The sequence below is a fragment of the Bradyrhizobium sp. 17 genome, from assembly GCF_023073515.1.
Taxonomy (GTDB): Bacteria; Pseudomonadota; Alphaproteobacteria; order Rhizobiales; family Xanthobacteraceae; genus Bradyrhizobium; species Bradyrhizobium canariense_D.
Genome location: NZ_JADPJQ010000096.1, coordinates 1 through 21,844, shown reverse-complemented (window position 1 = coordinate 21,844; position 21,844 = coordinate 1). Strand labels below are relative to the sequence as shown.

The 21,844-nt window shown below is 60.6% G+C and carries 12 protein-coding genes; 7 read left to right on the top strand and 5 right to left on the bottom strand.

Annotated features, from left to right (window positions below):
- Window positions 1-2,503, top strand: a 2,503-nt coding sequence (locus IVB13_RS17790) for a calcium-binding protein (RefSeq protein ID WP_247489911.1), incomplete at its 5' end; no start/stop codon positions are given.
- Window positions 2,504-2,644: 141 nt separating this feature from the next.
- Window positions 2,645-2,968, top strand: a complete 324-nt coding sequence (locus IVB13_RS17785) for a hypothetical protein (RefSeq protein WP_018458868.1) — start codon at window positions 2,645-2,647, stop codon at window positions 2,966-2,968.
- Window positions 2,969-3,785: 817 nt separating this feature from the next.
- On the opposite strand, the gene IVB13_RS17780 is transcribed toward IVB13_RS17785, so the two are convergent.
- The 5 genes from IVB13_RS17780 to IVB13_RS17760 form a co-directional block, all read right to left on the bottom strand.
- Complete coding sequence (locus IVB13_RS17780) at window positions 3,786-4,712, bottom strand: ERF family protein (protein WP_247489910.1); 927 nt, start codon at window positions 4,710-4,712, stop codon at window positions 3,786-3,788.
- 698 nt (window positions 4,713-5,410) lie between these two features.
- On the bottom strand, window positions 5,411-5,830 hold the full coding sequence (locus IVB13_RS17775) for a hypothetical protein (RefSeq protein ID WP_247295628.1): 420 nt from the start codon (window positions 5,828-5,830) through the stop codon (window positions 5,411-5,413).
- 958 nt (window positions 5,831-6,788) lie between these two features.
- A complete protein-coding gene (locus tag IVB13_RS17770; protein WP_247489907.1) occupies window positions 6,789-9,179 on the bottom strand; it encodes a peptidase domain-containing ABC transporter in 2,391 nt (796 codons plus the stop codon).
- A gap of 3 nt (window positions 9,180-9,182) precedes the next feature.
- Window positions 9,183-10,433: an HlyD family efflux transporter periplasmic adaptor subunit gene (locus IVB13_RS17765; protein WP_247489906.1), complete on the bottom strand. Its 1,251-nt coding sequence runs from the start codon at window positions 10,431-10,433 to the stop codon at window positions 9,183-9,185.
- A 115-nt stretch (window positions 10,434-10,548) separates the two neighbouring features.
- A complete protein-coding gene (locus tag IVB13_RS17760) occupies window positions 10,549-10,743 on the bottom strand; it encodes a hypothetical protein (RefSeq protein WP_157643074.1) in 195 nt (64 codons plus the stop codon).
- An 842-nt stretch (window positions 10,744-11,585) separates the two neighbouring features.
- Between IVB13_RS17760 and IVB13_RS17755 the strand changes: the two genes are divergently transcribed.
- From IVB13_RS17755 to IVB13_RS17735, 5 genes are all read left to right on the top strand, one after another.
- Window positions 11,586-12,203 carry a sigma-70 family RNA polymerase sigma factor gene (locus IVB13_RS17755; RefSeq protein ID WP_247489904.1) on the top strand — a complete coding sequence of 206 codons (618 nt, stop codon included), beginning with the start codon at window positions 11,586-11,588 and terminating at the stop codon, window positions 12,201-12,203.
- A gap of 118 nt (window positions 12,204-12,321) precedes the next feature.
- Window positions 12,322-12,861, top strand: a complete 540-nt coding sequence (locus tag IVB13_RS17750) for a hypothetical protein (RefSeq protein WP_247489902.1) — start codon at window positions 12,322-12,324, stop codon at window positions 12,859-12,861.
- A 721-nt stretch (window positions 12,862-13,582) separates the two neighbouring features.
- Window positions 13,583-16,669, top strand: coding sequence for a hypothetical protein (locus tag IVB13_RS17745; RefSeq protein ID WP_247489900.1), 3,087 nt, complete (start codon window positions 13,583-13,585; stop codon window positions 16,667-16,669).
- 12 nt (window positions 16,670-16,681) lie between these two features.
- Complete coding sequence (locus tag IVB13_RS17740) at window positions 16,682-18,502, top strand: type I secretion system permease/ATPase (RefSeq protein ID WP_247489898.1); 1,821 nt, start codon at window positions 16,682-16,684, stop codon at window positions 18,500-18,502.
- Between the two features lie 18 nt (window positions 18,503-18,520).
- On the top strand, window positions 18,521-19,882 hold the full coding sequence (locus IVB13_RS17735) for an HlyD family type I secretion periplasmic adaptor subunit (protein ID WP_247489896.1): 1,362 nt from the start codon (window positions 18,521-18,523) through the stop codon (window positions 19,880-19,882).
- Window positions 19,883-21,844 lie beyond the last annotated feature (1,962 nt).

The following is a 21,844-nucleotide window of genomic DNA, read 5'->3' as shown; positions in this document are numbered from 1 at the left end:
CAACTCGCTGACCGCCCGGGTGAACGATGCCGCCGGCAACACCGCCACCAGCAGCGCGGTGGTCTACACGGTGGGCGTGCCCGGCGCCATTCTCGGCGACGCTGGCGACAACACCCTGACCGGCACCGCTGGGAACGATGCATTCCAGGGCTTCGGCGGCAATGACACGATCAACGGCTTGTCGGGTGTTGATCGGGCGGTCTATGTCGACGCGACCGGTGGCATTACCGCCGATCTGACCGCCGGGACCGTGACGGGACCAGGCGTCGGCACCGACACTCTCATCGGTATCGAAGCCATCCAGGGCAGCAATCTTGCCGACCACTACTCGGCGGTCGGCTTCAGCGGTAACTCCGGGGTGCCTGGTACGCCAATTGGCTTCAACAGCTTCGAAGGCATGGGGGGAGATGATATCATCGTCGGCACGGTCAATCCTTCCGGCGAGATTTTGACTCGTATTTCCTATGTCAATGCGGCAGCAGCAGTCATCGTTGATTTTGTCGCAGGCACAGCGAGCGGCGATGCGTCGGTCGGCAACGACACCTTTACAATCGTCAATTCAGTCATTGGGTCAGCATTTGGCGACGCGCTGCGGGGCAGTGACAATCCGAATGGTACTTTCGAGCAATATGACGGTCGTGCTGGTAACGATCTGATCGATGGCCGCGGCGGCTACGATTTCGCCATCTATAATAACGACGTCACCACAACTACGGGCATAACCGTTAATCTTGCGGCCGGAACCGTCACTGGCGATGCGACGATCGGAACCGATACGCTGCGTTCGATGGAAGCCGTCCGCGGCACCAACTTCGCTGATACTTACGATGCCACTGGTTTCAGCGGTACCAGCACCAATGCCGGATCGAGCGGCACCTTCAATAATTTTGAAGGCATGGGCGGCAACGATGCAATCATCGGCAATGGCAACACCCGACTCCAATATACGCAATCAAGCGCCGGCGTGACGGTCGATCTCCTTGCGGGCACTGCGACCGGCGATGCCTCGGTGGGTACCGATACGTTCACCGGTGTCAACGCCGTCATGGGATCGATGTTTGCGGACGTCTTTTCGGGAAGCGGCGCCAACGAGAACTTCATGGGCCTTGCCGGCGACGATCTTATCAATGGAAACGGCGGCTTCGATACGGCGCAATACGCCAATCTAACCTTCACGACGGGTGGGATCAGCGTTCACCTTGCGGCAGGAACGGTGATCGGCGATGCATCGAGCGGCACCGACACCTTGCGTTCGATCGAAGGCATTCAGGGAACCAATTTTGTCGATACGTATGATGCCACGAATTTCGGCGTCAGCGGCGCGATCGATCCTGCAACCGGACTTCCCTATGCCAACATCGGCAATAACGGCAACCTCAATCAGTTTGAAGGAATGGGTGGTAACGACATCATCACCGGCAACGGCAATACCCGTCTGATCTACGCCAATGCAACCGGCTCCGTGACGATAACTTTTAGTCTCAATGGCTGGACCAGCACCACCAGTGGCGCGTCGGGTACAGTAACCGGTGATGGGTCAGTGGGCATCGATACGTTCTCGGGTGTTGGCTCGGTCTCGGGATCGTCATTTGCCGACACCATCACCGGCTCTGCCAATCCGAGTGGTACGGCGGAAGATTTTTCCGGGCGCGCCGGCAATGACTTCATCGACGGCAAAGGTGGGTTCGACAGGGCATTCTACAACCACGATGGTTCGGCTTCAGGTATTCAAGTCGATATGGCTTCGGGCACGGTGTCAGGTGACGCTGCCATCGGAACAGACACCCTTCGATCAATTGAAGCGATCCGCGGGACCGCCTTCGCCGACACTTATGTCGCGACCAATTTCGGCGTCTCCGGGCCAAATGTCGGTGATTTCGGTACCTTCAACGAGTTTGAGGGGATGGCCGGCGATGACACTATCACGGGCAACGGTAATACCCGCATCGCATTCTACAATGCTCTGGATGCTGTGACCGTAGATCTCGCCGCTGGCAACTCCCACGGAACGGCCTCTGGCGATGTTGCGGACGTCGGTACAGATGCATTCACCGGCGTGAATGCTGTTCGTGGCTCGGGTTTCGCTGACGTCATTATTGGCAACGCTGGAAATAACACGTTGGACGGTCAAGCGGGGAACGATTTTATTCGGGGCGGAGCTGGCGCCGATACGCTGATAGGGGGCGCTGGCGCTGATCAGTTTGTCTTTGCTGCCGTTTCCGAGTCGACTGTTGCAAGCCATGACACGATCAGCGACTTCGTTCATGGGACAGACGTCATTGACATTTCGGGTATCACTGGAGCCACGACCGTCCAAGGCTTGATAGCCGGTAGCACGCAGGTGGCTGCGCATAGTATCGCGTGGATTCAAAGCGGCGCGGACACGATTGTTTATGTTAACAGTTCCGGGGCAGCTCAGAACCAGGGTTCGGCGGATATGGAAGTCGTCTTAACGGCCGTAACAGCAAGCAGTTTGGCCAATTTGGACTTCTTCCATGTCTAACAATCGAATCCTTCGCTCCTTCCGCTCGGCCCGCTTACGCCGCGCGTGAACAGCTTGAGATTTCGGTCGGTGAATGCAGGGGCTTCGGTCGCCCCGTCAGACGCGCTTCGCAAAAGATTTTTTTCGCACCGTGATAATTTTATGGAAAAGCTCGCATCTACCCGACTGGAAAGAACTCCTATTGGTCGTCGCACCGGTTGCACCGAAGCCCGAAGCGGGCTGGAGGCAAAGCCGAAGGAACGGCGGATGCCGAGAATTCTCCAGGAACGACTGGATCAAGTTGAGCGCGAAATCGAACTATACCTAGAATTTGATAAGGCCGAGAAAGATCGGCTGAATCGCGAGTCTTACCTGTGGACCGCAGAAGATCGCATCGAGTGGCAGGAGACGCAATCGGCCAATGCTCAAAGAGTTCGTGGATTGCTCGAAGAACGTGACGCTCTGCGCAGGCAGCTGGGTTTGTAAGGGCGTCTAGTCGATGCCCTTGAATTTGTATCCGTCGATCGCCGGCGGCCTGCCGGGCTTTAGAGGTTGAGAGCGTTGCGACTCCGCAACGGCTAACAGCAAGACGAGGAGCAAAGCCCAAGCGCTTCGACGGAGATAGTCAGCTCGGCGAAAAATGGAGGCGCGCCGGGGCCGAATATCGGCTCGCGCGGCTCTTTACGATCGGACCGATGATTGTCTGGCAGAAGGTTAGTTTCAGAGCATCTGTTGAGCACTACGGACAACGGCCGATCAGCGCGGCTTTTCATGCAGTGGTCGTCGATCGGTTCTTGTGCAGTATCTCCATCACGCTTCGCTTTTTGCGCTGATCGTACCGATGCTGCGATGAACGTGCCAGAAAGTGTGAGCAATCCGCCAGTCAAACCGATATGGTGACGCGATGCATATCGCACCGGGTGAAGGAGATGGAGGGTCGCGCTGCCAGCTCGAGGCGTTCTGCAGGGTATAGTACTCGGCCTCGTCCGCGAACTCGGGCGCGATGCCGATCAGATCGATGCGGCGCAGGGTCGCTGCGATTCGCCTGTTGGCGCTAGATCTCCAGTAGCTGGTGGCGCAAACATCGATAGCGCTGGATCTCCCAGGATGGTTCAGCGACATCGTTCGCGAGCGGCCATTCGATGGCGGATCGCGGCGCGAGGTCGGCAAAGATCGCTTGCCCGCAGCGATTGGTGGTGCTCGCGGCTCTCACCAGGCAACAGCAGGGGAGGCGGCGCCAGCAATTCGAGCTGAACCGGCATGGCGTTGACGGTGGGCTGCTGTTCGGTTTGGAAAGGGCCGTTCATCGCCGTCTCGCCTCCGAAGCGACGTGTGCGGACATGCTGCTGTCGACGATCGTTGCCGGGCTGGCAATCCCGTGGACGGGGCTTGCCGCCCACAAGTCCTGCGCGACCGGCAATGGCGCGATCTGCATATCGGCCCACCAGGCTCGCTCGTTGCCATGGCAGTGCAGGTCCCGGTGATGGGTGCGGCACAGCGGCACGATGAACTCTTCGCTGACCTTGCGGCCCAGGGATCGCGGTTGCGCAAACTTCAGGTGATGCGGATCGGACGGAGACTGCTGGCAGACCAGGCAGGGCTGTCCGCGCACAAACAGCCGGTGGTTCTTGCTGCGCTTGCGCGGCGGCTCCTTGGGGATGGCAAGCCCCGCCTGTTCGAGGTTGCGCTCAACGTCTGATGCGGATGGCGGGGAGGCTTTCTCGACGCGTGTCTGGTAGGCAGCTCCGACCAGCCGGGCGTCCGGCTCCAACAACGTGTTCTTGAGCGGCAGGTTGGTCTTGGCCCATCCCAACAGGTCCGCGTTGTCTCGCAAGCCGTCCAGTTGCTCCAGCAGACGCTGGCGCAGATCTGCCGAGGCTTGTGGGCCGAGCATCGGTGCGCGGGTGAGAATGCTCTTGGCGGATTTGGCTTTCGGGTTCGTTGGCGGCGCGGCGGGCGCTGCCGCGGTGATCAGATCTGGCGCATCGAAATCGTCTTCGCCAGCAATGCCGACCAGGGTGAACAGCGCGTAGCGGCGGGCATATGTCAACGCTGCGCCCATCCGCTGCGGAGCCGCCATGTCGGCGGCCGGGCATACCCGCCAATCCGAGGCGATCCATTCCCCGGAGCTGTGCAGCAGGGTGGTTGTGAGCTTGATCAGTGCTGTCGCTGGCTCGACGGCGGTGGCCTGAATGATGGCGATCTCATGCTTACTCAGGCACTTGCGCACGATCTCCAGCCCGCTCGCCAGTGACGCATAGCGGAAGCTGCGGCTTTCTTCCCGCGGGAAGGGCGAGGCGATGGTGGGCGGTGAGGGACTTCTCGGGATTTTGCAGTTCAGCCTGCGCGCGGGCTAACGCGCCGGCGATTTGGCTGATGGATTGACTGAAGGGCTGCATCATCGCTGACTCTCTGAACTGGCCAAAGGCAAAACTACTGCCGGCAGGCGGAATATGAGTTCCGCTGTCATTAGATCATTGAGAGCACGCTGCAGCGCGTGTTCGTCGAGCGCTGTTACCGATCTTAGAAGCTCGTGTCCGAATTCGCGTCCAATGCATGCTGCGATCTGGGCGACTTCCTTTACCGGCGCCAATCGATCGAGGCGCGCCATCAACGAGTCCTGGAGCGTCGTCGGGATCGCTAGGGGCGGCAAAGGACCAGGTTCGCCATGATTCCCTCCCTCAGATTAGCCTTGGTGGCCCTCCCCTGGCCAGTCCGCGAAATCGGAACTCGCGGGAACAGGACGTGCTATTAGGCCGCGGACGAAACGCGGGCACATCCATACTTCCGCTGAGGGCTATGAGCGCCCTTTTCCGACTTCCTAGATTTCACAACGGCAGGGGGATGGGCGCAGCAAGTCCAATTGTCGGAAGTCACGCCGAGCCCGGCGGGATAGGAGGCGAGTTTGGCGAACGTGATCGGCAGAACCTAGTTTTCGAGCTCGACGTACCCCCGAAGCCTGAAGACGATGTCGGGCACAGCGTGGCGCAGGCGTGCAGCGTCTTGCGACGTAGTCGAGAACGGTGCGAACCTGATCATGGCGTTCCAAGGTCGACTTCCGTAGACGGTGATCGAGACTCCGGATTTCGGAAAGCCATCCATTTTGCGAAGCTCACCAAGGACGAGGTCGGCGATCGCCACCGCGGGCAGCCGCGCTCGTTTTTCATCGGGGCCGCCCGGGGACAAGGGAACGAGCGGCTTGGCTGGCGGCGCTGCCGCGACCGCGGGCTCCCGTTGGAGTGTTGACGGCATCTCCGGCGCCGGAGGCGCGGCGACGGGCGACGCGGACCGAGCAAAAATACCACTGATTAACGCCGCAAGGCCTGCATCTTTCGCGTCATCGCTCATTCGCTCTCTCGCAGTTGAGGGTAGCCTAGCAGCTTTCCGAAAGGATACCACCACGCTCTGAGCAAGCGCAGGGCGGTTCCTGTGTTCGCGATCGAACATTCAGGCGTGCAAAGTTTCGCTAAGCTCCTCCTCAGCGAGATACCTGATTCACGAAGGGGCGTCGAAGGTGTTGGGCGGTCTGGTGATGCGCTGGCGTATGCGCAATTTTTTGTTGATTTGTCCATCGTGCAAAAATGCCGCTACCGCGATCCACGGGCGCTACATGCTCGGCCAGGAGCGATTGACGTGCGATCGCTGTGGAGCGACTGACTGTGTGACTTTCTGGCGTTTTGAAGGGATAGCTCACCGCGCGTGCGCGATGAGCAGCCGGAAGCACTCTTGCGTTCAGGGCTAGTTAGAACAGCGCTTTTTTGGGGGTAAGAGAATGACAAATTGTGTGATCGTTCGGGCCTATGGAAGGCAATTGGATCAGTTGCGCGGAGAGGCATCCCGCATTTCGCGGGCAAACAAAATCGACTGGTGGATCGAGCGCGGAGTCCAAGGCACACGATTTTGCTTTGAGGACGCTGACGCGAAGAGGGCGTTCGTCTCAATCTGCGAAAACGTCGGTGTTTCGCATATTGATGGCGCCCCGCCCGCGTGAACAGGCGAGACCGCGATTGGTTTGTTCGAGGCGTTCTTCGAATGCCTTGATGGCGGCAGCAGCCAACCGGAGCGTGAGCATCGAGACTAATTCCATGAGGTTCGGAGCGACCCAGGCTCAAGGCTGGGGGAAAGTTGAGCCCGGCCTTACATCGGAATCCAGGCAACAATGAATCGGCTTGTTGAGTCCTATCCGGCCAGGACGTCCTCGCGCGACTTCAGCAGGCGTTTGGCCAGCCGATGGCGTATCCGAGCGGGTCATCGAAGCGAGTGCGCCTTGCATGTCACGCGAAGGATCCGGACTGCGCGAGCCGAATCAGCATCGTGAGAAGTCGATCCTGGCCAGCGCTTCACCCGGGTTGTCGGCTTTGCCACAGTCGTCGGACGGCTTGGGGTTGCAGTCTTTCCGCGGCTGGCAGCAGTCCTTCTGTGAATGGCAGTCGTCGTCCTTGGCGTCTTTCCAGTCACTATCGCGCTTCGAGCAATCGCCCGTGGAGTCACCGGGGCAGTCATCGTGGCCGGTCTCGGCCGATTTCGCACCTTCGGCGGCAAACTCGGTGACGCCGACATCTTGCGCAGGCCCCGCTTCTCGTCTGAGGCTCGTCATTCCGACCCGAAATGGTCTGGCCGCCGCGGCAAGATGGATGATCATATCTGTTCCATGGGTAATTTCCGGTCGGTGCGCTACGCTCACGCGAGTCATACTAAGGTGCCGGAGATTCGCATTGATTTCCTTTTCCTTCTCGGTGTCGAGATGTGCCGTGCCCTCGTCCAGAAACAGGATCTTTGGTCGGCGATAGAGCGCGCGCGCAAGCAATACTCGCTGTTTCTGCCCGCTAGACAACGAGCTTCCCATGTCACCGATGAGGCTGTTGTAGCTCATCGGCATTGCCATGATGTCGTCGTGGATGCCGGCAATCCGCGCGCAATCGATCATCGCTTGCAGATCGAATGCTGTATCAAAAAAGCAGATATTGTCGGCAATCGATCCCGACAGCAATTGATCCTCCTGCATCACCGCGCCAATCTGCTCGCGATAAGCGCGCGGTCCAATCTGGCCTAGCGGAAGACCGTCGATCAGAACCTCTCCGCTCGTTGGCTCGAGCAGCCCAAGCATAATCTTGACAAGAGTCGACTTGCCGCAGCCCGATGGTCCCATGATCGTCACGAATTGTCCGGGAGCAACGCACAGATTGACGTTGTTAAGAATCAGAGACTCTCCTTCTGCATACCGGAAGCACACGTTGCGCAGTTCGATCGCGCCGCGAATCTGCCGGATATACGACACGTCCAGGTGGTGCCCGCGCTCGAGCGGGGTGAGCGCAATGTCGGCGAGACGCTCCAGGTGCAGTCCGAGAATGCGGACATCTACCAGCTTCTCGATCAACAGCGCTGTCCGCTCAGCGAACTGCAGCTTGTAGCTGACGAACGCGAATATCATTCCAACCGTGATGAGGTTGTCCAGTGCGAGACGAGCGGCGAGGTAGATCGTGATTACGTTCTCCAAGCCAAATATCGTGTCGTTCATCGCTTTGAAGCTGATCCTCGCCCGGCCTAGCCGCACGTTGGCGTTTATATACGCAGCATAGCGATTCAGCCACTGGCCCTCCCGTTCGTTCTCTCGGTTGAGCAACTTTAGGCTTTGCACCGCTCGCACGGTTTCGATGAAGGTGGAGTTCTCGTCTGCCTTGCTGTGAATGGCCACTTCGCTCCGTTGTCGGAACATCCCGAAGAGAGCGAGCCGCAGGGCGGCATACAACGCGAACGCCAGCAGGACGACAAGTCCGAGCTGGATGCTGTAGGTGAACATCAACACCAGCATCAACACCGACATGAGACCGTCGATCAACCCCGTGATCAATCCCTCCGCGAGCACGTTGCGGATGGGCTCGATCGAATTGAAGCGTGACAGGATGTCGCCGATGTGCCGCTTTTCGAAGAATGAGAGCGGCAAGCGCACCAAATGATGAAACAGCCGCGCGCCGATTTGAAAGCTCAACGTGTTTTGCAGAACGAGAATAATGAAGGAGCGGGTTGCGGTCGAGGCGATCCGTATCAGGAGAAGGAGCGCGAATCCTAGCCCGAGTACGACCAGGAGATCGACATCTCCCCTGGCGATGACCTCGTCAACCGTGAGCTGCATATAGAAAGGGGCGGCGAGGAGAAGCAATTCGATGACCACTGACAGAACTAGTATTTGGGCCAGAGCATAATTGCTTCCGTTCATTCCGCTCCAGAAAACCGAGAACGGCAGTCGCATTCTCTCATCTGTGCGGCAGAACGTTTCAGTAGGCGAGAGTTCGAGCGCGACCCCGGTAAGATGTCTTGATGCTTCAGTGAGGGGAAACCATTTCTCGCCGGCTGCCGGATCGTGCACCACGATCCCTTTCCTCCTGTACGCTTTCAGTACAACGAAATGAGCCATGTCCCAGTGCAGAATAGCCGGGACACGCAATTGGCAGAGATGGCCGATCTCGATTCGCAGCGGCCGACATGACAGCCCCAGGTGAGCTGCTATCTGCATGAGGTCGCGGAGAGTGACGCCCTTTAGGGACACTGGATGCCGCCGCCGCAGGCTGTTCAAGTCAGTTCGATGACCATGATAAGACGCCACCATGGCGAGGCATGCGAGCCCGCATTCCGTCGCCTCCGTCTGCCGGATGACCGGGAGGGATCTGCGTCCGCTGAAATTCAATAGTCCCTGCATGGGCTACATCCTTGCGCTTAACACCGGATCAAGCAGCCAGCTCATCAGAGACCGCTGCTCAAGGATCACGTCGGCCCTGAGCAGCATGTCCGGCTGAAGCGGCATCTTACGGCCATAGGCGTCGATGTCGGGCCGCTCGAGAGCCGCAGTCACACGGTAAGCCGGTTCCTTGAGGGCGATCGGCCCGGTCGTTTCGTTGCCGGTCAGAATGGTGTGAGAGACGTTGGTCACGCTGCCGCGGTAGGTGCCGAATTTCTGATAAGGAAATGCATCGTAAAGTATCCGAACCTGCTGGCCGGGGCGCACAAAACCAAACGCGCGTGTCGGAAAGAACAGCTCGGCCTGCAAGTGCGCATCAACGGGAATGATTTCGAGCTGCATATGCCGGGGATCCGCGATTTGGCCTATTGTCGCCTGCAGCGTCGATACGCGCCCACTCGTTGGCGCCTTGATAACGTAAGCCTGCCGCCCATTCACTTCGGCCACGCGCTGTTCGATCGAGGACAGTTCATTACGCAGTCCTCGGATCCTCTCTGCGGCGATGGTTGGGAGTTGCTCGAGTGTATGCCGAGCGTCTGTCAACTGGGTGTGTCGCGCGGTGATCTGCTGATCGAGCGACACCACACTCTGCTTTTGCTCAAGTGCGGCCTGCTCGCGGCGCTTGAGCTCAATCGTTGGTAATGCGCCGCTCGCGGTTAGCTTAGCGCCCGTTGATACGAAGCTCTCGGAAAGTTTCAGTCGCTCGTTTTGGATGTTCCGCTGGTCCTCGAGTTGGATAATCTCTCCTTCAATCCCCTTGATCGTGGAACCGAGGCGATCCCGTTCTGAGGCGGTTCGGCGATCTTCGGCATCGATCTGTCGCTCGACCACATTGCGTTGCTGCGTCACCACCGCAAGTACGGTCGCATTGACGTCATCTCCATTGGCCGTGATTTGGGAAGTAACTATGGTCAGGAGCGGGTCGCCCCCCGCAACCTCTTGCCCCTCCTTCACGTGTATCGCCTTGATGAAGCCCTGTTGTGATATGAAAATCTTAGCTGTGCCGGAGGTCGGCGTCAGATACCCGGAGACGGTCTCCTTGCGGGCGTATTGCGCGATGGAGAGAAAACACAAAATGAATACAACGAGCGCCGCAAGGCTCCAGCTGAGCAGTGTGCTCGACAGCGGCTGCAGCAATACGACCTCACCCCAGGTGTGGCGCTGATGCAAAAAGTCGACGGCTTCCTTACGAAACAGAGTTGGTCGGTTCGCCATGGACGCACCTTACTGAAGCGCTGCGCGGAGTATCTTTCCGCCAAAACAAGACTGCGGATGGCTACCGGAGAACCGCTTCCCCGATGGAGAAGCGGTTCGCCGATGCATCCCGCCTTTACCCAATAAAGACTTGGGACTGCTTGGACAGCAGGCCAACCTGAACTTGGTTTCCGCTGAGCACATTGATGTCGCCAGTTCGGATCAGTGATCCGCCATCCTGGCAGCCACAGCCGCCGGTGCCGGCGGCCACGAGGTCGAGCTCCTCATCAGACAGTTCGATAGGGTGAGCAAGTTTGGTCATCTCCAGCATGTTGGTCTCCTTTCGATGTAAGTGGCGGAACATTGATGTAACTGTTGCCACGTCATCACTAGGTGGCCAGATCACAATCTGGATGCACGGTCGCGCAAAAATTTTGTGAGTGGCACGTTTGACGCTTGTTGCATCGGGATGTTTGTAACGTCGTATGCAAGGCGCGCCCTAAAGTGGGAATCAGTGGCGGCTTCGTCACAGTGAATGGACGTTCTGATCTGCTGAATGTTCTGCGCGGCTGCGATGCGACATCGCGGCTTCCGAAGGAAAGCGCGTGGTACTCCAGGGACGCAAGAAGCACCTTAGCTTGTCGCGATGGCTGACCTCATCACGATAGCTGCGCAACTCGCAGCGCCCGTTGGGTATGACAAGGCTCAGAGCCGTCGCAGCTGATTGCGGGCAGGTTGGATAGAGGCGGGAATGTGGGGGATTGAGACGTATTTTCTTGAAGGTACTTCGAATGACCCTCGATGGCGTTGCACGGTAGTAGGGTCCGATGCGTGCTCTGAAGTTTTAAACGGGACTTAGGGACCATGTTGACGCCTCCCATTTTCGAAGTCGGCTCGAGGAGTTATGTAGGGCTCACCTCGCAAGCAAGCACGACCCGTTATGGTCCCGCCTGCAGCCTGGCGATCGCGTCGCCGGTTTGGCGGTCGGGAAAAAGTTCGAAAACTTCGGGAACGAAGTCGATGCTGCTGACTTGAGTTCGCCGACAGTCGATTTCGTATTTTTTTAAAAGTAGATCATTTAAATGAGTTTTAACGCAGGGCATTAAATGCAGCAGCGGTGGCCCTGCGGGTGAAAGCAGTCAGGTTTTCTGCCATTTGAGGGTGACTTCCACCATGCCCCAGCAATGCATCGCTTTAACGAAGGCGAGGCCCCGCTCCGGCGCAGCGCGGCATGACAGTTATTTCAGTCGCGAGACGGCTCTTGATTATGAAACAGCTCTGCTTGAGTGCGCTTCCGGATCGCAGTCGGCCGTTGGCAAGATCTACGCACGGGAGAGGGAGCAGTTGCGCGCGATGGCACACCGTATCGTGCACGACAGATCGCGCTCCGAGGACGTCATCCACGATGCATTCGCGCAGATTCTCCGATATGCGAAGAACTTCGATCCTGCACGTGGATCCGCCCGAGGCTGGATCTACGCGATCGTCCGCAACACGGCGCTCAAGATGCGGCAGAACGCCCGGCGCGAACTCGCTCTCGATGACGATGCATTGAATGCCATCTGCGCGCGAGAACAGACCGTTCCGAACCCTTCGTCATGTATCCCAGACAGCATGACGCTGCGAACCATGCTCGATCAACTCGAGCCACAGCGCCGCGCGAGCCTGCTTCTAGCGATCGTCGATGGGCGCACGCACGAGGAGATTTCCGAATACCTCCGGGTTCCTGTCGGAACCGTCAAGGCGTGGATCCGGAGAGAGCTCGTGGCCATGCGCCGGCAGCTTGAGTAAGGCGTGAACTTATTTTTTCGCCGCTGCATCCATAGGCGTGCTTTGGCGACAGTAGGGGTGACGGCGTGGTGATCCGGGCAGGGCACCCGTTACCATCGCTGAAGCGAGGAGCGAAGCCATGTCTATCCTGAGCAGTGTTACGAGCATTCTCGGGTTCATAAAGCTTGCGGGAACCGGCGTCCCACCCGAGGAATGCACTCCAACCAAGCCCGACGACTGTGGCGACGGCAAGCAGTCAAAGTGGAATGACGATCACAGCGATAACGACGAGTATTCGAACGGCGGCGGCAAGGACAATTATTCCAACCTTAGCGGCAAGGGCAACTACCCAGAGCACGACGCCTGGAAGGATGCCAACGACGGCGAATACCAGCCCAAGGACCACTGCGACCTCGAGCCGGCTGACGATGGCAGCAGGGGCTACACCGATGGTAGTCCGGGTGATGCGCTGGCCAAGTTCGACTTCTCCCAAGGTGAGTTCGCGGGTGATTTCAGCTCGCACGGTGCCGATCATTCGGGTGACATACACGGCGCGCTCGCTTCGATGTCTTGCGACGATGCGCTAGAATACGCCATCGGTTTGATGGGTCCAACGGATCACTTCGACGTAGGGCATTTCGACCCGGCGACGGATACGTCGCACGACACGGGCGCCTGACGTGCCGAAGAGACCCGCTTGGCGGTGAATGCTTCCGGGCGAGAGTGGTTTCTGAGCCTGAAAGGCGGCGGTCATGCACCAGGTAGAAAAGCGTGAACTGTTCGAACAAGAGCGGAAGATTTTCGAAGCTGGAGTGCAGCGTGCTGATAAGCGATCCGGCTCCTTCAGTTTCTTGACCTGGTCGTTCTTCATTGCCCCGCTGATTGCCTGCGAAGAGTTTCTTGCCGCCCCGTTCAGATCCGCGCTGGCCGAGCAAGAAGACGCGACAGCGGCTCAGGCAAGTGCGAGGCCGCAACGGACGAACGTCGAGCTGCCTGCGAGCGATCCCGCGAAGCCGGGCGCGGAGGATGAGAGGCCCAAAGCGCCGGCCGCTTCGTCGGAGACGCATGTGACTCAGCTCGATCGCGCCGGTCTCCTGGCGGAGCCGCATGAACACACGCCCAGACCGGGCACCGCTCGTGGCGAAGCAGTCGCCGCGAACGATGGGGGTGAGGGCGTAGGTGGCGAAGATGCGGATTCTTGCAAGCACCATGCTCACACCTCGGCCGACGTCAGTAGCGTCACTTGCATCAACTCGCTGTCAGCAGATTCCGACCTCGGAAGTACTGAATTGTCTGGTGGGGCAACGCTCGAATCCATTGGCTCTAATGTGCTTCACGGCTCGTTTAGTCCGTCGGTGGTCAGCTCCTTTCCTCTGCTTGGAGATCTAAGCAATGACGTGGTGGTAGGGATTGCGCCGGTCGAGGCGGCGGTGCCGCCGGCGGTCGCCACGGCGACCGACACCGTGAGCACGAGACCCAACGATATGGTTGGCGCGATTGCGCCGATCGAGGCGGCGGTGCCGCCGGCACTGGCGTCGGCGACCGACAGCGTCAGCGCGCTGCCCAACGATGTGGTTGATGCGATCGCGCCGGTCGAGGCGGCGGTGGCACTGGCGACGGCAACCGACACCGTGAGCGCGCTCCCCAACGACGTGGTTGGGACGATCGCACCGGCGGTACCGCCGGCACTCGCCGCGGCGACCGACACCGCGAGCACGCTATCCAACGACGTGGTTGGCGCAATCGCGCCGGTCGAGGCGGCGATACCGCCGGCACTGGCGGCAGCGAGCGACAACGTCGGCGCGCTGCCTAACGACATAGTTGGAACGATTGCGCCCGCCGAGACGGCGGTGCCGCCGACTCTGGCGACGGCGACCGACAGCGTCAGCAGGCTATCCAACGACGTGGTTGGCGCAATTGCGCCGGTCGAGGTGGCGGCGCCGCCGGCACTGGCGACGGCAACCGACAGCGTCAGCAGGCTATCCAACGACGTGGTTGGTGCAATTGCGCCGGTCGAGGTGGCGGCGCCGCCGGCACTGGCGACGGCAACCGACAGCGTCAGCACGCTCCCCAACGACATGGTTGGCGCGATTGAGACGGTCGAGGCGGCGGTAGCGCCGGCACTCGCCACGGCGACCGACACCGTGAGCACGTTATCCAACGACATGATTGGCGCAATTGCGCCGATCGAGGCGGCGGTAGCGCCGGCACTCGCCACGGTGACCGATACCGTGAGCACGTTATCCAACGACATGATTGGCGCAATTGCGCCGATCGAGGCGGCGGCGCAGCCGACACTGGCGACGGCAACCGACAGCGTCAGCACGCTACCCAGCGACATGGTTGGCGCGATTGCGCCGGTCGAGGCTACGGTGCCGCCGGCGCTTGCGACGGCGACCCAGACCGTCAGCGCGTTGCCCAACGACGTGGTTGGCGCGATCGCGGCGGTCGAGGCGATGGTGCCGCCGGTGCTCGCGATGGCGACCGACAGCGTCAGCACGCTATCCAACGACGTGGTTGACGCAATTGCGCCGGTCGAGGCGACGGTGCCGCCGATGCTCGCGATGGCGACCGACAGCGTCAGCACGCTGCCCAACGACGTGGTTGGCGCGATTGCGCCGGTCGAGGCGGCGGTGCCGCCGGCACTGGCGATGGCGACCGACAGCGTCAGCACGCTGCCCAACGACGTGGTTGGCGCGATTGCGCCGATCGAGGCGGCGGTGCCGCCGGCACTGGCGATGGCGACCGACACCGTCAGCACGCTATCCAACGACGTGGTTGGCGCAATTGCGCCGGTCGAGGCGGCGCAGCCGACACTCACGACCTTGGCCGACACCGCGGGCACGCTGCCCGATGACGTGGTCGGCGCGATTGCGTCGGTCGAGTCGGCGGCGCAGCCGACGCTATCCACTCTTGCCGACACTGCGAGCACGCTGCCCGATGACGTGGTTGGAACAACTGCGCCGGTCGAGGCTACGCTGCCGCCGGCGCTTGCGACGGCGACCGACACCGTGAGCACGGTGAGCAACGAGGTGGTTGGCCAGACGACGGGTCCAGACACTCAGTCGACCGCGTTGTCGCAAACGGTTGCATCGGACAGCACGGGAACTGATACCCTTGATAGTTCAGCATCACCCCTTGAGATCGCGGAGGCGGAACTGATCACCGGTCACGGTGCCCCTGGTTATGTATCACAGCCCACAGATGTGGCTGGCAATGCACTTGCGAGTGGCGCGCCGGTCCTTGACACGAGCGCGCCTGTGCTAACCACAACAGTTGCCGCTCTGACCAATCCGGCCGGCGAGGTGTCGCATCCCGTCGACACGGACAGCGTGGCTGGCGATGCTTTGGCGAGTGCGGCGCCCGCTGCTAACACCAGCGAACCTGCGCTCGCCACAACGGCTGCCGCTCTGACCAATCCGAGCAGCGACGTGTCGCTTCCGGCCGACACTGGGACCGTGGCTGGCGATGGTCTTGCGGGTGCCGCGCCGGTCCTAGACACGAGCGAGCCCGCGCTCACCACAACGGCTGCGACCGATGCGACCAGCGACGCGTCGCAATCGGCCGACACGGGCGGCGTGGCTGGCGATGCCTTGGCGAGTGCGGCACCGGTCGCGGACATCAGCGAGCCGGTGCTCACCACAGCTACGGCTCTGACCGATGCGCCGAGCGACGCGTCGCAACCGGCGGACACGGGCAGCGTGGCTGGCGATGCCTTGGCGAGTGCGGCACCGGTCGCGGACATCAGCGAGCCGGTGCTCACCACAACAGCTGCGGCTCCGACCGATGCGCCGAGCGACGCGTCGCAACCGGCCGACACGGGCAGCGTGGCTGGCGATGCCTTGGCGAGTGCGGCGCCGGTCGCGGACATCAGCGAGCCGGCGCTCACCACAGCTGCGGCTCCGACCGATGCGTCGAGCGACGTGTCGCAACCGGCGGACACGGGCAGCGTGGCGGGCGATGCTTTGGCGAGTGCGGCACCCGTCGCTGACACGACCGAGCCGGTGCTCACCAGCGCCGGAGACTCGCTCAGCACCCCCGCGACCGAACCGGTAGAGCCGGCCGTGCCGGACACCAGCAGCGCTCAAACTCCTGGATCGGCCGACACGCTTCTTGCGCTCGCCACCACCGCTGACGCACCGATCGAGAGTTCGGCATCCGCCACCACTGCCCCGGAGAACGTCGTGACGGACACCTCAAATGCCGCGGCGACGACCGCCGTCGCGGGCGATGTGATCGCGTTGAACGATGCGCCACCGCCGCCGGCAGATTCGCTGTTCAACGGAACCCAGTATACAGACTACGGCGTCACGCTCAGCAGCGAGATCGCGCCCTCCCAGACTGCCGTGTCGCAGGCGGACGCCGCATCGGCTCAAGACGTTTCCGCGCCGGTGGCTGCCGATGTCCAAAAACCCGCGCCGCCGCCTCCCGACCTCGTGGATAATACTCCGATCGATCACGTTGGAACTCATGATGCCATCCTCTAGTGGGAGGAAAACATGGCAGCTGTCGAGACACTGGACGATCCGCTGCGCAACCACTCCGGAGCTCAACTTCGCGTCGCACCCGGCGGCGAGGCGCGCGACTATGTCGGACCTGTCAACGCGCTGGCCGCCTGGCGTTCGGTCGCGCGCACCAACCTGATAGCGGTCGCAGCATTTTCGGTCGTTGTGAATCTGCTGATGCTCACGTTGCCGATCTACCTCTTTCAAATCTCCGATCGCGTGCTGACGAGCCGGAGTCTCGAGACACTGCTGATGCTCTCGGCTCTCGCGCTGACATTCATCGGTATCCTCTCGATCGTCGACATTCTGCGTCGGCAGGTGCTGGGGCGTCTTGCGACCAAGATGGAGGCGGTGCTCGGCGGCGCCGTGCTGGCGAGCAGCATCAACAACGCCAGGGCCGGCGAGGGCGGAACCATCCAGGCGATCCGCAGCCTTCACCAGGTGCGGGGCTTCATCTCGAGCCCTGTCATGCTTTTACTGATGGACGCGCCCCTCTCGCCCCTCTACTTCGCAGTCATATTCCTCGTTCACCGAGATCTGGGTTGGATCGCAGTCGTATCGGGTTTGGTCCTGGCACTGATTGCGCTGATCAACCAGAAAGCGACCTCGGAGCGTCTGAGCGAGGCTGGCCTGCATGCCGCCGAGGCCGATGCGGCGGCGGAGTCGCTGGCGCGAAATTCGCAGGTGATCAATGCGATGGGAATGCTCAGCGAAAGCATTCTCCACTGGGGGCGCCGGCAGGCGCCGGCGCTGACGGTGCAGAGCCAGGCCCTTGACCGGAATTTCTGGATCAGCGGTGCGTCGAAATTCGTCCGCCTCGTGGCCCAGATCACGATCCTCGGCACCGGGGCCTATCTGGCCCTGCACGCCGAGATCACCGGGGGCATGATGATCGCGGCTTCGATCATTGCCGGTCGCGCCCTGCAGCCGCTCGAGGGTTTGATCGAGGGATGGCGCAGCTGCGTGCAGGCGCGATCGGCCTATGCCCGCGTAAAGCAGGCGGTCGAGTCATTCCAGCGCGAGGCGCCCAAGCTGCGCTTGCCGAGACCACAAGGGCGCCTGAGCGTTGATCGGGTCTTGTATCTGCCGCCCGGCTCCAAGGAGCCGGTGCTCAATGGTGTGTCGCTCGAGCTCGCGCCCGGAGAGGCTTTGGCCATTGTCGGACCGTCGGGATCGGGCAAGTCGACGCTCGCGCGCATTCTGGTGGGTTGTCTGGTGCCGACCGCCGGCAAGGTCAGGCTGGACGGAACGGAGCTGCGCAACTGGGATCGCCGCCAGTTCGGGGAATATAGCGGTTACCTGCCCCAGGAGGTAGAGCTATTTCCCGGCACCATCAAGCAGAACATCTGCCGCATGCGCGACGACTTGCCGGACGAGAGCATCTATGAGGCGGCGATGTTGTCGGGCATTCACGACATGGTCTGCCAGTTGAAGCAAGGATACGAGACCGTGCTCGACCGCAGTGGCGGGCCGCTCTCGGGAGGACAGAAGCAGCGCATTGCACTCGCCCGGGCTTTCTTCGGCAATCCGTCCCTCGTCGTGCTCGACGAGCCCAACTCGAATCTCGACGCGGCGGGCGAGCAGGCTCTGACCGAGACCCTGCAGCGCGCCAAGAGGCGGGGCATCACGGCGGTGGTCGTAACCCTGCGCCCGGCGCTACTGAACAGTGTGGACAAAGTGCTGATACTGCGGGCCGGACGCGCGGAAGCATTCGGCTCTCCGAGCGAGGTGTTGCATCGCCTGGTTCGGTCGCCCGCCAGGGCCGGCGGTGATGAGCCGGAGCAGCCGCAACGCATCGAATCCGCGGGCGGGTGACCAGCGCGGGAGGACAGCATGAGAGCGGTAAAGGACGACATCGAGTGGTACCGCGGTGTTCCGCTGAGCGCCAAATGGCCCATCTTCACCGGCCTCGCCATCCTGGTTGTTTGGCTCGGGTGTTTCGGCGTTTGGGCCGCAGTCGCTCCCCTCAACAGTGCGGTCGTCGCCTCGGGCACGTTCGTGGCTACCGGGCAGAACAAGCTTGTCCAGCACTTCGAGGGCGGCATCATCCGCGAGATTGCGGTCAAGGACGGGGATGCCGTCGAGGCCAACCAGGTCCTGGTTCGCATGGACGATACCGCTGCCAACGCCAAGCTGAAACGGCTGGTTTTGAAGAAGTATCGACTGCTCGCCATGAAGGCGCGTCTGGAAGCTGAAATGAGCTCTTCTGACGCACTCGAAACCCCGGCCGCATTCAGCGAGAACGCACGTGATCCAGAAATCAAACCGATTCTTGAGCGGCAACGTGCCGAGCTTCAGGCCCGCCGGGCAAGTCTGGTGACCGACGAAAGCGTACTCCTAAAGCAAATCGCTGGGCTGGAGGAAAGCATCCGCGGATATCAGGCGCAAGTTCAGTCCACCAAAGAGCGAATTTCCTTGTTCGTCGAAGAGCTGAAGGACAAGAATTCCCTTCTTAGCCAGCAGTTGGTCCGCAAGTCGGATGTGCTTGCGTTGCGACGCTCAGAGGCGGGTCTCGGGGGTGAGCTAGGCGAATATCTCGGCCGCATCGCCGATTCGAAGGAGCGGATCGCCCAGGCGAACGAACGAATAGCGCAGCTCCACACGACGGCGCTTCGGGAGGCGATCAAGGAGTTGCGCGAGACCGAGGCCGAGCTGGACGACGGAGAGGAGCAGATTCGCGCCGCTCAGGATGTGGTCGATCGGGTCGATGTCCGGTCGCCGGTTCGAGGTATTGTGGTGAAGAACAACTTCCATACACCGGGCGGCGTGGTCTCTCCTGGTGCCGTGATCCTTGAGCTCCTGCCGATTGGCGACGAGCGCATCATCGAGGCACATGTGAACCCCAAGGACATTTCGTATGTGAGCGTAGGCCAGGAGGCGCTGGTGCGGCTGTCGGCGCTCAACCAGCGCATCACGCCCATGGTCGGGGCGAGCGTCATCTACGTGTCAGCGGACGCCTTGGCGGAGCAAGTGCAGGGGAAGGCCGAAACCCGTCGCGACGGCGACACGCGTCGGGAATTCTATGTTGTTCGGGTGCGCCTGGACCGGGACGATATTCTCAGGCAAATGCCTGAATTCATCCCGACGCCCGGGATGCCCGCGGACATTTACATCAAGACCGGAGAACGTACGTTTTTCGAGTACATCATGAAGCCTGTCCTCGACAGCTTCTCTCGCGCGTTCCGCGAAACCTGAAGCGAGCGGTTTGGACCTCAATGCTGAGCACTCGCGTGGTACGGTGAGCTCAAGCCTTTCGGTCTAAGGCTTGATAAAACGGCGCTGCTTCGCTCAGCCCTTCTCGCGTTCGTTTTCATGGCGGCAGGATAGCCCGGAACTCGATCCTGCTCGTTTCGGCCTTAGGTCCTGAACAGCGAATGCGCGACATACAGCGTCGCTTCCGTGCGGTATCGGCGCGCCATGATCGCGAGAGTTAGCTACCCTAGCGGCCGCAATGGCATTTGCGGTCCGCGTGCCGTCGTTTCGGGGCCAGCGTCGAGCCGTTGGCCGGCGACGACAACGCTCAAACACATGGCGTGCTCCCGAACGGTGATTTTGCTTGCTTGGTCGGCTTGGCACCCGCGAAACGAGGGAGCACGAACCAATGGAGGCGCCAGTCCTCAGCCCTTTGGACGGGATCAGCAGGCCAAGGCAATGCTGACCAACTCGTCATGTCGGGATAGTAAGACGGAGCAACGACCCGATCGCCCTTGCCCCATTCTACTGGATGGCGCCGGGGGAGCCCTTTGTCAGGTACGTCGAACTGAAGGTTATAAAGGACGCGATATGACGGGACCGAGACTGCATCTAAAGCGCCATGAATATCAATCGGACAACCTCTCGATTGTTCGCACTGACGGCCGTTGTTCTGGTGGCGGCTGGTGCTACTATGGTGACTCGTGGAGTGGTGGAGCCGAGTTTGGGGCAAGGTTGGCAATGCAACCGAACCTTGCTGGTTGTGACGACTTGTACTCACTCGAACGTTCGGCGAACCACTTTCAACGACCATCATTTAATGGTTCCCAGGCAAAAAAGTGCAACCTTTCGTCGGCGGCCTTTGGTGATTGCGCGCTTGTGTAGGGAGCTAAGCGCCATTCAGCGGTGCAGAGAATCCCTCGATCGCATTCATCTGCGAGCTTAAGAAGCAGGTCAACGTTAGCCTTGTCGCCAGAAGCGTGGGCTAACCTGCGATATCGGTTGGCACGGGCGTTGCTCACGAATCCCGATCTCAACGCTACAAAACAAAGACATTGGTCCTAGTCCGTCCGCCGCTCGCGGGATTACCACCAGCAAAGCCGCCGGTTCATTCACGCAGCACCTTACTTCGGCGGAGGCAAATCGCCTTGAAGGCATCGGCCCACTTTGGAATGCATAGGATCTTCGCACGCGGCAAGGGTTGTAAGTACGTGATTGCAGACAGCGCACTGAAACGTATGCAAGTCCACGCCTGGGCGTTCTAGCTCGATACTGACCAGCATCATCGAAGATTTGCACCTCGGACAGGCGGGGCGCTGCAATGTGATGGGCGCAAAGGCGGGCGGCAGCTGTTCAGATTGGGTCATAGATGCTTCCCTCAAGGCGGGAGCCCAACACTCCCAGTCACCTGTAATGCCTCGGTGCGGACGCCGGTGATGAAACGAGTATGCGCCGAATGGGGTCTCAATCGCTAGTCAATTCCCGGTGCGCGCTGGTCCGTGCGCCAGCGGCTATGGGAACGAAATTGGTTGATTCTAATCAACCTAGGCCAGTGCGTCGAAAGCACGCTCAACTAGGCGACAATGTTCAGGTCGTTCCCGGATGCACCCAAATAGCGAAGAGCAAAACAGGGAGTCGGAAACGGGCCACCGCCGAGCATCCGATGGGAACTGAACCGTTACCCCGTGGTGCATTCAGGTCTGTCGTGGGTCCTTGGTCGTGTAAAAACGCTGTTGCATGACGCTGACCGGCGCGGTCGAACTCAGGCTATCGCGGTCCGATCAATTTGGGCAAGTTTTACGGCCGCTCGACCAGAACTCATCCTGAGGCAATGTCGGGGCTCTTTTAGGCGCCCCATGAACCGCAACGGCGCGCGGCAACGCCCGTATCACGCACTCACCGCCGCCAGCAGCGGTTTCATCCCGACGATGTTCAGCACGCGTGTCAGATTGTAGCCGAGCACGC